This window comes from Nocardia gipuzkoensis (assembly GCF_021183645.1).
GTDB classification, from domain to species: domain Bacteria; phylum Actinomycetota; class Actinomycetes; order Mycobacteriales; family Mycobacteriaceae; genus Nocardia; species Nocardia abscessus.
In genome coordinates this window covers 160,011-175,247 of the sequence record NZ_CP089225.1, presented here as the reverse complement: position 1 = coordinate 175,247, position 15,237 = coordinate 160,011, and the positions used below count along the sequence as shown (strand labels likewise).

The following is a 15,237-nucleotide window of genomic DNA, read 5'->3' as shown; positions in this document are numbered from 1 at the left end:
ATTCGCGTGAACAGGAGACCTCGCGATCACACCGGAGCCGATAGGGTCGGCGGGAAACCACGGCCGACCGGGAAGGGATCCGATGCGCACGCACGGCTGGTCGGGGACAACCCCGGCCGACGACTCCGAAGCCGTCGAGCGCATCATCGCCGCCGCCCGCGCCGCCATCGAGCGCAGCGGCGGGGACTTCACCATGGCCGAAATAGCCCGCGATCTGGGTGTCACCCGGCAAACGGTGTACCGGTACTTCGCCAACGCCGACGCCCTGCTCGCCGCCACCGCTCTCGCCGAGACGGGCCGCTTCCTCGATATCCTCGCCGCCCACCTGGACCACCTGAGCGACCCGGCCGAAGCTGTGGTCGAAGGCATCGCCTACACCCTCGAAAGCCTTTCGGCCGACCGGTATCTCGGCCTGCTGCTGACGCCGGGCCGCGCCGGTGCCTTCTCCCCGGGCGTCACCTCCGACACGGCGCTGGCCTTCGGCCGCTCCATCCTCGAACGCTTCGCCGTCGACTGGGAACAGGCCGGTATCGACGGCACCCGTCTCGACGAACTCGTCGAGCACATGCTGCGGATCGTGCAGTCCTTCGTGATCGACCCCGGACGCCCACCCCGCCACGGTGCCGCACTGCGCGCCTATCTCACCACTTGGATCGCGCCCGCACTCCGCGAGCTGCAATCCGGAGCCCCTCGCCAGCAGGCCGAGCGCTGATCATCGCGGGCCGGCGGCAGCCGCGGAACCCGGCGAGTTCGCCTGCAAAGTGCAGAGAAGCGGCTGTGCTCATGCTGGCAGGGGGTGCCGTACGCTCTCTGCCGCATTCGCCGAGGGCGACCTCGCGGCGCTCGAAACGGCCGACCTTGTATCCCATGGTTGTGGCTATGTCTTTGTGGCCTAACAGTATTTGAGCGGTATGCGGCGACATCCCGTTATTGAGCACCCGGCCGCTGGAGACCGCGCGTGCCCGAGGGAACCGAGGTCAGCGACCGCGCAGTACTGTGAATCGTTCACCTGCGGGGACGGGTGTCCGCCGGACGAGAGAACTGACTACATGAGCGACGAGCAACAAATCCTCACCCCCGGCGAAACTTGCTGGCAGATCGCGCGGGCCGATCGGCTGGCGTGCATTGTCGATGCGGCGGACTATTTCCGCCACGCCAAGTCCGCGATGTTGCAGGCCCGCAAGCGCATTGTGCTGATCGGCTGGGACTTCGATACCCGGATCAAGTTCGAACCCCAGGAGAAGACCCTCGAAGGGCCCAATCGCCTGGGTAGATTCCTGTCCTGGCTGCCGAAACAGCGACCGGATCTCGACATCTACCTACTGAAGTGGAACGTCGGTGCGTTCGCCGCGATCAGCCGTGGGATGACACCGATCTTCGTCGTCAATTGGATGACCGATCGGCGGTTGCACTTGGAAATGGATGGCGCGCACCCGATCGGATCGGCGCACCATCAGAAGATCGTGGTGATCGACGACGCGCTCGCGTTCTGCGGTGGTATCGACATGACCGTCGATCGCTGGGACACCAGCGACCATCGGGACGACAACCACTATCGAACCGAGCCGAACGGCAACCGGTACGGACCATGGCATGACGCGACCACCGCCGTCGTCGGCGACGCGGCGAAGGCGATCGGCGAATTGGCCCGGTCCCGGTGGAAGGCGGCGACCGGTCAGCAATTGGCCGCGGTCGATGAGATCGCCGGTGACACGCCGTGGCCGGAGGGGCTGGAGCCGACGATGCGGTCGGTGGATGTGGGCATCGCGCGGACCTTCCCAGAGCTCGCCGACCGCGCCGAGGTGCGGGAGATCGAGGCGTTGTATCTGGCGGCGATCGCGGGCGCCACGCGGTCGCTGTATATCGAGAGCCAGTACCTGGCCTCGCGCACCCTCGCCGAGGCGATGGCCGCGCGGCTGCGCGAGCCGAACGGTCCGGAGATCGTGCTGGTGCTGCCGCGCCACGCTGACGGCTGGCTCGAGCAACGGGCGATGGATGGGGCCCGCCGCCGCTTACTGCATCTGTTGTGGAAGGCCGATACCGAGAACCGGTTCGGCGTCTACTACCCCGTCACCGAGGCCGGTGCGCCGATCTACGTCCACGCCAAGGTGCTGGTGATGGACGATCGGCTGCTGCGGGTGGGATCGTCCAACCTCAACAACCGTTCGATGGGCTTCGACACCGAATGCGATCTGGCCGTGGAGGTCACCCCTGCCACCGCGGACGGTGGTCTGCTGCGGGACACCATCCTCGGTATCCGGCGCCAGCTGATCTGCGAACATCTCGATGCCGAACCCGCGAAGTTCGACGCCACACTCGCCGAGACGTCGTCGCTACTGCGCACCGTCGAGACGTTGCGCGGCAACGGCCGGACCCTGGTGCGGTTCGAGCCGGAGGCCGTCGAGGACGAGGACAGTCCGCTGGCGGAGAACGAGCTGATGGATCCCGAACGCACGCCACCGAGCCTGTGGCACAACCCATTACTGAGCCGGGGTATCCGCAGGATGAAGACAGCGGTGGCGGTGCGCTGCGATACGTAGCGGACGCACAGCTGTGGCTGTCGTAGTCCCACGTGATCAACCTCCATCCAATTGCGCATCGATCGATGCGGATCGAGAAGGTCGGCGGCATCGGCCCTTGGGCTTCCTAGGCTGCGCTCCCGTCGAGTCGCTCCGGCCGAGGCCGACCTCAGCCGGAGCGGCGGCGCGCCTTGAGCCTCTGAACCCATTGCGCGATAGCCGCCACCGCCGAGAACATCGCCGTCGCGCCTGCCAACAGGGCGGAACCGGTGAGCTTCGCGGTCGAGAACTCGACCTTTCGCAGCCCTGGTAGCGGGTATTGCCCGTTGCCCGAAGCCCATCGGATCACGAAGCCGGCCTGCGTCCCGAGGTCGGTGGGAGGGCCGGACCCGATCATGGACCGCAGCTCCGGTCCCTTTCCGTTGAGATAGACCAGTGTGAAAGCGACGAAAAGCGCCACCGCCACCGCGGAACCCGTCGTCAAACGCGCAAGCGTTTCGGTGCGGGTCCAGAGATTCGCCAACGCGGCGAGCACGGTGAGGAAGATCGCGATGGTGGCGAGAATCGCCCACTTGCCGCTGAGATTGGAGTGGGCGGGCGGCTTCTGCGACCAAAGACCCACGAGCGTAGTGCTGATATGGGTTTGGCCGAAGGCATTGCTCCAGATCGTGCCGTCGGGTCCGCCGGTGGTCAGCCACGGCTTGAACAGCAGGGTGAATGTAATGACGCAGCCCACTGCGGCCAACAGATAGCCGGTGTTGTCTCGGAGCAGAGTTACGAGCGGTCGGACCCGCGCCCGCAGTTTCTCCGCGTCGACCCGCCGTTTTCGGCCGCCGCCCGTTGTGCGAATCGGTGAGCCCGCCTGCCGGTGCTGACTCTTGCTTGCCCCCCATGGAGTTGGCTGCACCATATCGTCAATCCCTGCTCAGTGAATCGATACATGATGAACCGTCAGATATCGGCTCATTGGATGCTGAAGAACTACGGGTCGCGGTCGGTTCCTGGCAACCCTTTATGTCATGAGCCTGCGAGCCATTGCCGCTCGCCGGGCCGGGAGTCGATTTCGATGGGTGAGCCATCGACAGTGGATCTGCGATGTCCTCCAAGGACCGGCCTTCGGCGTTCACTCCGAAGAACCAGGCGACCAGGCCACCGAAGATCATGAACCCGGCGCCGACGAGGTAACCGACCGTGAGCGGAAACCGATCGGGACTCGGGTTGTCGGCGCCGCCCACCAGGTGGCCGAAGAGGAACGGGGCGACAACCCCACCGGCGCCCTGCGAGATCGCGAAGAAGAACGAGATGGCTTGACCACGCAGTTCCAGCGGGAAGATCTCGCTGACCGTGAGATAAGCGGAGGACGCCCCCGCCGAGGCGAAGAAGAAGATGACACACCAGAAGATGGTCTGCGTGGTTGCGTCGAGAATACCCGCGTTGAAAGCCCAAGCGGAGATGAAAAGCAGAGAACCGGACCCCACATAGGTCGCGCAGATCATCTTCCTGCGGCCGATGCTGTCGAAGAGCGGGCCGAGCACCAGAGGGCCGATCAGATTGCCGACAGCGAAGGGGAAGAAATAATAACCCGTATGGTGGGCCGGCACATTGTAGAAGTTGATCAGCACCAATCCGACGGTAAAGAAGATCGCGTTGTACAGGAACGCCTGTGTGGCCATCATTGTGAATCCGAGGAAGGAACGGGACGGATATCTTCCGAAGAAGATCCGGCCCATCTGCACATAGGAGAGCCGACCCGCGTCCACGACATCCAGAGCTTTGCTCTCGTCGACCGGAGGCAGATCGATTCCTCTGCTCCGAACCTGCGCTTCGATCTCGTCGACGGTCCGCTCGGCTTCCTCGGCCCGTCCATGAGTGAGCAGCCAGCGCGGGCTCTCGGGGATGTGCCTGCGCAGGAAGATGATGATGAGCCCGAGGACGGGGCCGATGAAGAAGCCGATGCGCCATCCCCAGCCGGTGGGGATGAAACGTTCGTTGAACAGGACCAGGCTGGCCGCCGCCCCCAGCGCCGCGCCGCCCCAATAGGTGCCGTTGATCGCGATGTCGACCCGGCCCCGATACTTGGACGGCATGATCTCATCGATCGCCGAATTGATCGCCGTGTATTCTCCACCGATTCCCATGCCCGCGATGAACCGGAAGAAGTACAGCGACCACGCATTCCAGGAGAACCCGGCCAATCCGCTGCCGAGGAGGTAGATGGCCAGGGTCAGGATGAACAGTTTCTTGCGGCCGAGCCGGTCGGTGAGGCGGCCGAAGACGAGGGCGCCGACGACTTGTCCGGCCAGGTACCACGATGCCATCGCGCCGACCTGGCCGGAGGTCAGATGCAGCGCATCCGCGTCCTGTAGCGGTCCGCCCATGCTGCTGACGATCTGGATTTCGATTCCGTCCAGAATCCAGGAGACGCCCAGCCCGACGACGATGAGCCAGTGAAACCTGGTCCACGGAAGCCGGTCCATCCGGGCGGGAACCAGACTTCGAATTACCTTGGTTTGCGTTTCCAACACTTGATGATCACCTCGACTCGAGAATTGGCCAGTCCGTCCGTGCCCCTGCGTGAGGGCGGCGGGATCAGTCGATATTCACCGCCTCTTCTCGACATCGGCGAGATCCCGGCTCGGACGGATCTGGCAGCACGCGAAGCGGATGGGTGCGACTCGTCCTGGACGAGCCCAGGTCCCGGGCGGCCTGCCCGTGCACGGCGCACATGCTCTCCCCTTCGGCGTACGGAGCCCGGCGGTGGGCGACCGTGGGCCATCCGGGCGCGGGGGTGTGCCGCGTGTGCGTCTCGCCATCTGGACTGGCGTCCCTCCTCACCGCCCTGAGCGGAACATGGTTACGCCCGGGTTACGCGAATATTGGTTCGATATGAATTGTGCCACTATCCGACGGCTCATTAAACAGATGTGGCCGTTCCCATTTCGGCGAAGTGGCGTTCCAGCAGGTGACGGCTCGGTGGCGCGGCCGCGCGGATCTACTTGTGCCCCACAGGGAGCCACCGATCTCGCGGCGGCGCGGTGTCCCGGCGCGGGATCAGCGCGTCGTGTCCTGCGACGGGGGTAGCGCATGGATCGCGAGAACGGCGGTATCGTCCTCCACTCCGGATCCGAAGGAGTGCAGCAGTTCTCGGATGGCTGAGACGCCACCGGAAGCCGCGACCGGCGCGAGGCTCCGAGCGAAATCGACGAGGGCTTGATCGCCGTAACGACCACCGGGGGCCCCGTACGAGCTTCGGTGAGTCCGTCGGTATAGAGGAGCAGCGTGTCCCCGGCTTCGAGCCGAGCGCTCCCGGTGACGATCCGAGCGCGGCGAGAAGGCGGTGGTCGGTCATGCGTTGCCGAGTGCGGGGATCGGTTCGCAACACGGGGGCGACCAGGTTGATCAGCCGGTGGCCGACGGCGATCGAGGTCTCGCACGCCGTGTCGGCCAGGTACCGCTGCCCGAGCACCATCCCTGCGGGTTCGGTCTTCTGGCGGAGTGCTCGCTCGTGCCACTCGATCTCGACCAGGTTCGCGGCAGCGAGCATCAGGGATTCAGCGATGGAGCCTGCCAGTGCGCACGTCTCGCGCCACTGACTCTCGTGTAGGGGCACGGTGATGTCCGGCTCGAAGTCCGCGCTCCTGTACACCCACAGGCGATCACACACCTTGCGGATCCACCCCAGACCGAGCTCGTCGAGAGTCGGCTGGGGCAGGTGTGTGCTGTGGGCGGCGAGGCAGCGTCCGAGAGCCATAGCTGCGGCCGAGCCAGCGTCCGAACCAACGGATATGGCGTAACCGCTGGATGAGCGGATGGTCCGGGTTCAGTCTGCGGGTAGAGGCTCATCCGCAGCAGCGGACCCGGGATATGTAGCGGTTACCCGCCCCCGATACGGCCCTGTCCGCGCGCCGAAGGCGCGCGGACAGGGGTTGAGATCCTTTCTGTGGGTCGTCGGGCCTCAGGCGACCGTGATGGTGTTGGTGTCGAGGGTGACCGCGCCGTTGAGAGCAAGGACGCTCCCGTTCACGGTGGTTCCGGCTGACACCGTGTCCGAGGTGAAGGTCAGGATGTTGCCGGCGAAATTGGTGTTGGCGCCCAGTGTGGCCGAGCTACCGACTTGCCAGAACACGTTGTCTGCGTTGGCACCGTTGATGAGGTTCACGGTGCTGTTCGCCCCGGTGATCAGTGTCGACCCGGCCTGGAAGATGAACACCGCATTCGGATTACCTTGCCCGTCCAGGGTCACGGTGCCGTTGAGGCCGATCCCGCCAACTGCCTTGTACACCCCGGAGGTCAGGGTTTGTCCCGCCAGATCGGCCACCACGAACGCGGTGGGCGTGCGGCTCGCCGCGTCGAGGTAGGCAGCCTGCAAATCGGTGTGTGCCTGCGCCGCGACCAAGTCCCCGGCATGGATCGCTCCGCCGGTCACCGTTCCCGGCGGGAATCCGGTCACTGCGGTGCCCGGGCTGACACCCAGGTTCCCGGTGATGGCCGTGGCTCCGGCGTTGGTGACTGTCGAGGCACCCAGCACCGCGAACGACGACGCTGTGCCCAAATTGACCGGCGCCAGACCCGAAACGTAGGTGTAGGAGACACCGTTGCTGGTTCCGCCGGGGGTGGTGACGGTGACCTGCACCGTGCCAGCTGCATGCGCTGGGGTGAGCACGGTGATCTGGGTGTCGGAGTTGACGGTGAACAAGGTCGCCGGTGTCCCACCGAAACTCACCGCGGTCGCGCCGGTCAGGCCTGTGCCGGTGAGCACAACCACTGTCCCACCGCTCGGCGGCCCCGAGTTCGGAGTGACACTGATGAGAGTCGGCACCGCGATATAGGTGAACGCGACACCGTTGCTGGTTCCGCCGGGGGTGGTGACGGTGACCTGCACCGTGCCAGCTGCATGCGCTGGGGTGAGCACGGTGATCTGGGTGTCGGAGTTGACGGTGAACAAGGTCGCCGGTGTCCCACCGAAACTCACCGCGGTCGTCCCGGTCAGGCCTGTGCCGGTGAGCACAACCACTGTCCCACCGCTCGGCGGCCCCGAGTTCGGAGTGACACTGATGAGAGTCGGCACCGCGATATAGGTGTAGGAGACACCGTTACTGGTGCCAACCGCGGTGGTGACGGTGACCTGCACCGTGCCAGCTGCATGGGCAGGTGCCACCGCCGTGATCTGTGTCGGCGAGTTGACCGTGAACGAGGTTGCCGGTGTCCCACCGAAACTCACTGCGGTGGCTCCGGTCAAGTTCGTGCCGGTGAGCACGACCGTCGTACCGCCGGCCGCCGATCCCGAAGCCGGATTGATGCTGCTCAAGGTAGGAAGCCCACCACCATAGGTGTAGGGCATCGGGTTGCTCGTGCCGTCCAGCAAGGCCTGTACGGTGACGTTCACCGTGCCGGTGCCAGGCGGGGCGATGGCCGTGATCTGGGTATCGGAGTTGATGGCGAACGTCGTTGCGTTCGTGCCGAACCGGACAGTCAAAGGACCGACATTGGCGAATCCGGAGCCGTTGATGATTACAGAGTTGAGACCCGCTGGAGGACCGAAAGACGGATTCAGCGAGGTGATGACAGGTGCCATTTTCTTACCTTCTATTCAGAAAACTTCAAAAGGGTTCTCACGCAGCGGCACCGGCTTGGCCGTTTGTTATGCCGCTAATACCAGTAACCGTCTGGTGGTGGCACTTCTGCAATGCATCCTCGGTCCGTTTTCGTCCGGTCTTGTCCGTTTTCCGGTTCGGCCGTTAGCTATTAGGAAACTGGACACCAAGAGTGATCTTGTCACCCGGCTTCGGATGGCGTCGCTGCAGGTTGGGGGCCTGGCTTTGTTCGTGAACCCTGACGATGCCGGTTGGGGCTGGGTGATTTCCGATCCTGGTCGCGAAAATTGACATCGCCTGTGTTGGTATCGGATTGGCACGTCGCGCGGTGGGTTTCAGGCGTGAGGGGATACGCCGATGTGGGTATGGAAGGCCCCCAGCCGAGCGCAGCATGCGCAATGTGTGGTCCATCGCCCTGTCCACCTGCTCGGCGATCGGCGCGAGGCCTGAGCGAGGACCCTGCCACCACAACGGTGTCGAAATTCGAGATCACCAAAATCTCACTCAACTACTGATTTTGAATCCACCACCGAATACCGCCCGTATTCGCGACCGGAACCAGGTGTCGGTAATAGCCGTTCCATCCGATACATGATGCGTAACTGGCCGATAGCTGATGGTGGCTGGTGTAGTTCGCCGTGTGATGGGGGGATTGACAAGGATGAGCTGAACGACCGGTGCACGCTCGCGGTGAGGAGTATCCCGGCGCGGCGGCCGGGCGCCGACCGGGTCTGTTGAGGAAGACGGTGGCGGCGCGGCGGGTTCGTTCGTCGAGCTGGGCCAGTTTTCGGTGACCGCGGTGAGGCTGACCCGCAGAGCTTCGGCTCCAGCCAGATTCGCTGCTCGGCCTCGGTGATGGGCTGGGTGAGGTTGCCGCGGAACTGTTGGGGGTCGAGGAACATCTGCGGGAAGTCCTTAGCGCCGGATTCTCACAGACGTTCCTCGACCCCCAATCCACAGCGAACCCTGGCCAGCAACAAACCGACCGCCGCGACGATTCCGCTGCCAGACGAACGGATACCAGGGTGTCGGAAATCGTTCGGTTCTGGCGGAGCCCCTCACTCCGGCGTCGGTTGCCGATCCAGGCGTGGCCCAGCAATCGGGAGTTGTTACCGCCTTCGGCGAGGTGGGGACGAACTGGCTCACGATGGTGATTCCTACCTGATCGCGGGCATCACGAGATCAGTGAGTACGGCTGTCCCGGTCGATCGTCGGCACATCCTGTTGCCCTACGCGACGAAATCGGCTAGAAACCGACGAATCGGCGCCACTGCCTCGCCAGCGGCATCGACCACCAAGCAGGGCACCCGCCGGACTCTCGACCTGAACGACACGCCCCGCTGCGGCAACCGGATCTCTCGCGTCTCGGTCGACCACATCAAACAACCTTCATCACCTTCTCTCGATCGAACGAGAGAGGTGTACCGGTCACCTTGATCGCGCAGAGGTAGAGCTTCCCCTCATCGGTGCAACGTTCCGTTATGTTGCTGAGCCACACAATGTTCGGTCGGTCAGCGGCGAAGTCCCGGTTGACGAGATCGTCATGAACCGGCGGCCTGGTTTTCGCGTTCTTGCCGCGTCGGGGCGCACCGAAACACTCCACCACCGATTGCCCGAACAGATCCGCCACGCCGTCCGTCCAGCCATCACTTCACCGGCCTCGGCGGAATCACTGGTCGTGGTCCCTGGTTTCACACCGTCGTCGATGTCGGCTTGACGCAACCACTTCGTCAACTCTACCTGCCGCAGCTGTCCGGGAATCCGCCCGTTCCGGGGGTGCGAGAATTGAGCGATGGATGACTACACCACTCACAAGCAGCGCGCCGAGGCGCTGCTCAGCGGCCTCACCGCCAGCGACGCGGTCAGCGGCGCGGAGCGGCGGAACGTGATCGCTCAGGCACAGGCACATGCTGCCCTCGCGCAGGCGGAAGCCCAGTGGGCGACCGCGGAGGCCATACGCGCACTCGGGACATCGCCGGCACGAAGCGCGGTCTGAACGAAGCGGACCGCACGCCGACCTCGCGGGTCACAGCGGTCTCATGTGCCCGTCGCGCAGGCCGTCGGTATACAGTCGGCTGCGGGTTCAGCCCGTCGGCCACGCAGTTTTGTCGATCGCGAGCCACGGTGCGCTCGCGACGAGGGCCGGGGTCATATCGGTGATCGCCTTGGTTCGACGATGAAGATGGGATTGGTCGGCATAGCCTGCCTCGACCGCGGCATCCGCGGGCGAGCGACCTGCCACCAGGAGATGGGCGGCACGGTCGAAGCGGACGAGTTCGGACGCACGTTTGGGCGAGACTCCGATCCGGGTCCGGAAGTGAGACCAGAGCCGCTGGCGGGTCCAGCCGGTCTCGGTGGCGATGGTCTCGATCCGGAGCCGCCCTCCGGTCCGGACAGTCTGGTCCCAGGCGTAGGCGAATTCGGGTGCTACAGAGAATTCGCCGGTCACCCGGCTTCGGAGGAACGCGCCTGCGAGGGCGAACCGGTCGTCCCACGACGGTGTCGAGCGGAGCCGCTCGGTCAAGATGGCAGCGCTGCCGCCCCACAGTTGCGGCAACGGTGTCACGGTACCGCCGATCATCTCGGTGTCTCGGAGAATCGCTGCGGCGACGACGGGGGACAGGCGGATCTGCAAAACTTCGCCGACCCCCGCGCTGGTGATACGCACGGCGCCGGCGCGGAGGCCGATGATCGCGTCCCCCGCGACCGGGCCTCCGGGACCGTTGTAGACGACTCCGCGCTCGGTGAGATCGAGCAGGAGCGTGACCGAGGGATGCGGGATCATCGTGAGGTCCGCGGGGCCGATGTCGTAGTAACGGAAACCCGCCATCCGGACTCCCGGAGTCGGGAGACCGGCCGGGACCGCGACCTCGACCCGGCTCCAGTCCAGTAGGCCAGTTGCGGTCATACAGCCCAGGCTAGCCGGATCGGGACAACGTGACATTCGTACAAGACGGTGCGACGAGCCTGCGACGAAGCTGTCGGTATGAGCGAATCGAGCCCCACCCGGACACGCGATGACACGACAGTCCACGGGTTGCACGTTGTCCTCGACGGAGACCCGGCGGCACCGCCCTTGTTGCTCATCCACGGTTCGGGCGCAACCGGTTCGATGTGGGCGCCGGTGGTGCCATCGCTCGCCACGGCGCATCGGGTGATCACGATCGACCTTCCGGGATGCGGCCGATCCGAGCCGGTCTCCACGTACGCCGTTCCACAGCAGGCGGATCGGACGGCGGCAGTGTTGGACGAGCTCGGGTTCCGGAATCTGAAGGTGGTCGGTCACTCCAGCGGGGGATACGTCGCTACCGCCCTCGTGGAGCGTCGTCCGGACCTGGTCGGCGAGTTGGTCCTGGTCAGCACAGGGCCGAGCCACACAGCGCTCTTGCCCGAGCCGGCGATCATCAAGGCGCTCGCCTCGCCGCCTTTCGGCCCGCTCGTGTGGGCGATTCGTACCGACTCGATGATCCGCCGCGGACTGGCAGCGACTGCGGCGGCCCCGATCACGGTGCCCGACACAGCTGTAGCCGATCTGCGAAGGACGACCTATCGAGCGTTCCGCGCGATTCTCGCCGCCAACATGGACTACATCGCCGCGGGGACTGTGCCCGAGCGCCTCATCGCCGCCGGGAAGCCCCTCCTGGTGATCTTCGGGGATTCCGACCCTCGGTGGGATCCGGCCTCGGCACACCAGTACGAGGCGGTGCCGGGTGCCAAGCTCGAATACCTTGGAGGAGTCGGGCATATGGCGATGCTCGAGGACCGCGACGCCCTCGCCCGCTCGATACTCGACTACACACTCTAGGCCTGCGACGCAAGCTTCGATTCGACCTGATATGGGGCGGAAGAACGCAAGCAGTCGTTGAAGAAGAAGCACGAACATCGCGGTCCGAGCCGGCCACCCGGGTCAGAGCGCCCCGAGGCACTGAGGTGAAGGGGAGATGGGTGCGTAAACCCGCCCCGAAGTCCGACAACGGGTGGCGGCGCATCCTGCTGCCCGCCCCCACCGTCGAGGCGGTCCGGGAGGCGATCAAGGACCTGGAAGTCGGCGACCGCCCCAACCCGATGGGACTGTTGTTTCCGGCTCGAAGCGGGTCGCTGCGCAACCCGAACAACTTCGGCCGGACCTGGCGTGCTGCGCGGGGGAGAACTTCTCCTGGGTCACCCCGCGTAGGTTCCGCAAAGGCGCGGCCACCGCCGTCGACCGCGCCTACGGCGACCCCGAGCGCGCCGCGCGTCAGCCGGGCAACACCCGCGCGGTGGCCAAGGTGCACTACATCGACGTGCCGGAGACCGTTCCGGACAATCGAGACGTGCTCGAGCAGTGGGCCCGAGGCTCCACAAGCCTGAGAACGTGAGATTTCTGTGAGAACAGCTCGAATCCGGCCCGGCCCAATCAACGAGAAAACCCCTTCCGCCGCTGGTCGGAAGGGGTTTTCTGTGTCGGGCTGACAGGATTTGAACCTGCGACCACTTGACCCCCAGTCAAGTGCGCTACCAAACTGCGCCACAGCCCGTTGCGTCCGCTGTGCGGGCGCTCGAAGAGATTACCGCACGATGGTGGGGCGGTGCTAATCGCCTAGTCAGAGTGGGTTCGGGGGTGCGTTGGCCCGGCCGGTGGGCCGGTCTCTATGGGCGGGGGTGTGGCGGCAGGGGGAGTCGTTCGCCGCCGCGATGGAGGGCAGCAGCGCGATGTGGGGAAACCGGTGGCCTTCGCGGCCTCGATGACGTTGTCGATGCCTTTGACGGCCGCGGGGACCGATTCCGGGGCGGCCGGGTCGAGGCCGACGAGTTCGACGGAGTCCGCCACGGTGGTTTCGGGGGGCGAGCTTGCCGCCCGCACCGTTCTTCCGGCCGTGCGCAACGGGCCGACGACGATCCCGCGAACGCCGGTGATGAGGTTAGGTCAGTAGGTTTCTCCTTCGAACGGAATCGGTGGGATGGGGGAGTATGCGCACAGATGTTCGCCGTAGCGATGCGCGAATTGCGTCGTGAGGGCGTCTACGCCGAGAACTCGCGCTGTGCTGGGTGAGAAGGCTCCGGTTTCAAAACAAAGGTAGGGGTGGGGACGAGGGGAATGTCACCGGGACGGTCGCGGGCGCGCGGTGGAAGGAGTTCGGTAGCCACGTCACCTCGTCGGCGGGGATCGCCAGCCGGATTTCCGGTAGGGCGTCGAGCAATTGGTCGAGCGCTTCCTGGACGATGACCATGGCGACCGACTGGGCGGGGCAGGTGTGCGGACCGGCGCCCCACGCGAGGTGCGAACGGTTGCCCTGACGCTCACCGGCCGCCGCCGCGGGATCGTTGTTGCACGCCGCCAAACCGATCAGCACCGGATGATGCTGCGGCAGCCACACATCGCCGACGACCTGGGGCTGGCTCGGATACCTGAAGCAGAAATTCGCCTTCGGCGGGTCGGTGAACAGCACTTCGTCGATCGCGTCCCGGGTGGACAGCGCTCCGCCGAGCAGTTCACCTCCGAACCGGTCATCGGTCGCCAGCAGCAGCACGGTGACCGCGATCAGATTCCACGTGGGTTCGGCGCCGGTCGTGTACAACATGGTCATCTGATGCACGAGTTCGGTCTCGCTGAGCCGCGCCGGATGCTGGACCAGCCAAGAGGCCGTATCGCCCGCCGGTGCTGCCCGTTTGGCGGAGATCACCTCGAGCATCACCGCTTCGAGCGTGCGTCGGCTCGCTTCCGCGGCGTCGGCGTCGACGGCGTTGCGCAGGTTCATCATCGCCGCGTACGCGTCCTCGCGGACCTCCGGCGGAATTCCGAGCACCTCCTCGAGCACCCCGGCCGTGAGCGGGATCGCGTACTCCGTGAGCAGATCCGCCGCACCGGCCGCGCAGAAACCGTTGATCAGCGATACCGCGGTGCGTTCCACCGTGTCGCGCAGCGTGTGCAGATCGATCCGATCGAGACTGCCGGTGACGGCGGTCCGGTAACGGGAATGTTCGTCTCCCGTGCTCCGCGACGCTTCCGGTCGCCAGCGCATCGCCGGCGGCACCGAGCGCTCCGTCGGCACGCTCTGCTGCCATTGGCTCGGATCCGCCGGGAAATGCGCGGGATCGGTGAGAATGTCCAGTGCCGTGCGGTAATCGATGACCAAAGTCGCCGGTACCCCCGGCGCTACCTCTACCGGAACGAGCGGACCGTGCTCGCTCCGCAGTCGCTGGTACGTGGCATGCGGGTCGGCCGCGAACTCCTCCGAATACAGCTTCACCCGCGGGCACCGTCACTGTGCGGCGGAGCGGCCGAGCGAGACGGTTGTCTCGTTTCATGCGAAAGAGACGATGAAATCATCGAAACAAACTCCTGAAATCGAAGGCATGGGTCGACGACAGGATCCGTACGGCTTCTCTGGCGCAAGCGGATCCGGCCGTGCAGGAATTAGCTGGTCCGGCTATCGCAGTAAGGTGCAGAGGGGAGGTCGCTGACACGCGACGGGTGAGAATGGTCGGCCTGCTGCGCGGGTCGTGATTCCTGGCGATCCGTATGCCCGGTGCGACCTCGACACTTCTGAACTCCCCTGTTTACGCCGCCGGCAATTGGCGCCACGGCCGAAAACCCGGCCGTCGTACCGACCGGTCCGCCAAAGGTATTCGACCACAGCATATTTCGACTATCGGTGAGCGAGCATACGCATCCCCGCGCTCGTACGCAGCGCGAAGATTTGGGTCGGCGGCGCCCTGGACGCGGCGGTCACGACGGCGCTGCTCCGACCGTCCGCGTCGACGCGAGACTGCCGCACCCTGGCCCCCGCGTCGAAGTCGGATGATGTGCGCCAGTGCTTTTCTGTGCCGTGAACAGTGCGGCTACTGATCGCCGGTCGAATTGTTCGCGGGATTCGGACGCGTCCGGATTTGCCTTTCGGGCTCGGTGATCACGCTGCCGACCGGCGTCGGCTTTGTCCGGCATCATTTTTCGGCCGAGCGATGAGGTGGGCGATGTCACATATCGGTTCCGCCGACGACACCCGGCGGACAACGGCCGTTTACCAATCGGCAATTTCCGCTGGAGAAAGGGCTATTCGCCCGCCCGTCCCGAACCGGGAGATTCGCCACGCGCGGAGTCGTGCTGAGCGGGCAGCGGGGCCTGCGGACGGTGGACCGACCAT

Annotated in this window: 10 protein-coding genes, 1 tRNA gene and 2 pseudogenes; 5 read left to right on the top strand and 8 right to left on the bottom strand. The window is 65.2% G+C overall.

Annotated elements, in window-relative coordinates; translation table 11 throughout:
• Positions 1 to 82 precede the first annotated feature (82 nt).
• Complete coding sequence (locus LTT66_RS00750; RefSeq protein ID WP_233063230.1) at positions 83 to 712, top strand: TetR family transcriptional regulator; 630 nt, start codon at positions 83 to 85, stop codon at positions 710 to 712.
• A 337-nt stretch (positions 713 to 1,049) separates the two neighbouring features.
• Positions 1,050 to 2,540, top strand: coding sequence for a phospholipase D-like domain-containing protein (locus tag LTT66_RS00745; RefSeq protein ID WP_233063229.1), 1,491 nt, complete (start codon positions 1,050 to 1,052; stop codon positions 2,538 to 2,540).
• Positions 2,541 to 2,688: 148 nt separating this feature from the next.
• Here the strand turns inward: LTT66_RS00745 and LTT66_RS00740 are convergent, their stop codons facing one another.
• The 4 genes and pseudogenes from LTT66_RS00740 to LTT66_RS37310 form a co-directional block, all read right to left on the bottom strand.
• The gene (locus LTT66_RS00740; RefSeq protein WP_233063228.1) at positions 2,689 to 3,264 is read right to left on the bottom strand and encodes a hypothetical protein; all 576 of its coding nucleotides are present in this window, start codon (positions 3,262 to 3,264) and stop codon (positions 2,689 to 2,691) included.
• Between the two features lie 169 nt (positions 3,265 to 3,433).
• Positions 3,434 to 5,044 (bottom strand): MFS transporter, encoded by a 1,611-nt coding sequence (locus tag LTT66_RS00735; protein ID WP_233063227.1) that lies wholly within the window; start codon positions 5,042 to 5,044, stop codon positions 3,434 to 3,436.
• Positions 5,045 to 6,474: 1,430 nt separating this feature from the next.
• The gene (locus LTT66_RS00725; protein WP_233063225.1) at positions 6,475 to 7,905 is read right to left on the bottom strand and encodes an ice-binding family protein; all 1,431 of its coding nucleotides are present in this window, start codon (positions 7,903 to 7,905) and stop codon (positions 6,475 to 6,477) included.
• Positions 7,906 to 8,094 (bottom strand): annotated as a pseudogene (locus LTT66_RS37310) (IPT/TIG domain-containing protein); the annotation flags it as partial.
• On the opposite strand from LTT66_RS37310, the gene LTT66_RS37305 reads away from it, so the two are divergent.
• A complete protein-coding gene (locus tag LTT66_RS37305; protein WP_408638719.1) occupies positions 8,078 to 8,404 on the top strand; it encodes a hypothetical protein in 327 nt (108 codons plus the stop codon). The pseudogene LTT66_RS37310 and the gene LTT66_RS37305 sit on opposite strands and share 17 nt — an antisense overlap.
• A 1,141-nt stretch (positions 8,405 to 9,545) precedes the next feature.
• On the opposite strand, the pseudogene LTT66_RS37300 reads toward LTT66_RS37305, so the two are convergent.
• Positions 9,546 to 9,668 (bottom strand): annotated as a pseudogene (locus tag LTT66_RS37300) (IS3 family transposase); the annotation flags it as partial.
• Between the two features lie 237 nt (positions 9,669 to 9,905).
• Here LTT66_RS37300 and LTT66_RS00710 point away from each other — a divergent pair.
• The gene (locus LTT66_RS00710; protein ID WP_233063223.1) at positions 9,906 to 10,109 is read left to right on the top strand and encodes a hypothetical protein; all 204 of its coding nucleotides are present in this window, start codon (positions 9,906 to 9,908) and stop codon (positions 10,107 to 10,109) included.
• A gap of 87 nt (positions 10,110 to 10,196) precedes the next feature.
• Here the strand turns inward: LTT66_RS00710 and LTT66_RS00705 are convergent, their stop codons facing one another.
• Entirely contained in the window at positions 10,197 to 11,021 is an 825-nt protein-coding gene (locus LTT66_RS00705) for a helix-turn-helix domain-containing protein (RefSeq protein ID WP_233063222.1), read from the bottom strand.
• A gap of 78 nt (positions 11,022 to 11,099) precedes the next feature.
• Between LTT66_RS00705 and LTT66_RS00700 the strand changes: the two genes are divergently transcribed.
• Entirely contained in the window at positions 11,100 to 11,918 is an 819-nt protein-coding gene (locus tag LTT66_RS00700) for an alpha/beta fold hydrolase (protein WP_233063221.1), read from the top strand.
• Positions 11,919 to 12,556: 638 nt separating this feature from the next.
• Here LTT66_RS00700 and LTT66_RS00695 read toward each other — a convergent pair.
• Both LTT66_RS00695 and LTT66_RS00690 read right to left on the bottom strand, forming a co-directional pair.
• Positions 12,557 to 12,630, bottom strand: a tRNA-Pro gene (locus LTT66_RS00695).
• A 528-nt stretch (positions 12,631 to 13,158) separates the two neighbouring features.
• A complete protein-coding gene (locus tag LTT66_RS00690) occupies positions 13,159 to 14,343 on the bottom strand; it encodes a cytochrome P450 (RefSeq protein WP_233063220.1) in 1,185 nt (394 codons plus the stop codon).
• Positions 14,344 to 15,237: the final 894 nt, after the last annotated feature.

What these genes read in the sequence shown, in the direction of transcription:
- LTT66_RS00750 (WP_233063230.1), top strand. Translation starts at nt 83, where the DNA reads ATGCGCACGCACGGCTGGTCGGGGACAACCCCGGCCGACGACTCCGAA.
- LTT66_RS00745 (WP_233063229.1), top strand. Translation starts at nt 1,050, where the DNA reads ATGAGCGACGAGCAACAAATCCTCACCCCCGGCGAAACTTGCTGGCAG.
- LTT66_RS00710 (WP_233063223.1), top strand. Translation starts at nt 9,906, where the DNA reads ATGGATGACTACACCACTCACAAGCAGCGCGCCGAGGCGCTGCTCAGC.
- LTT66_RS00705 (WP_233063222.1), bottom strand. Translation starts at nt 11,021, where the DNA reads ATGACCGCAACTGGCCTACTGGACTGGAGCCGGGTCGAGGTCGCGGTC.
- LTT66_RS00700 (WP_233063221.1), top strand. Translation starts at nt 11,100, where the DNA reads ATGAGCGAATCGAGCCCCACCCGGACACGCGATGACACGACAGTCCAC.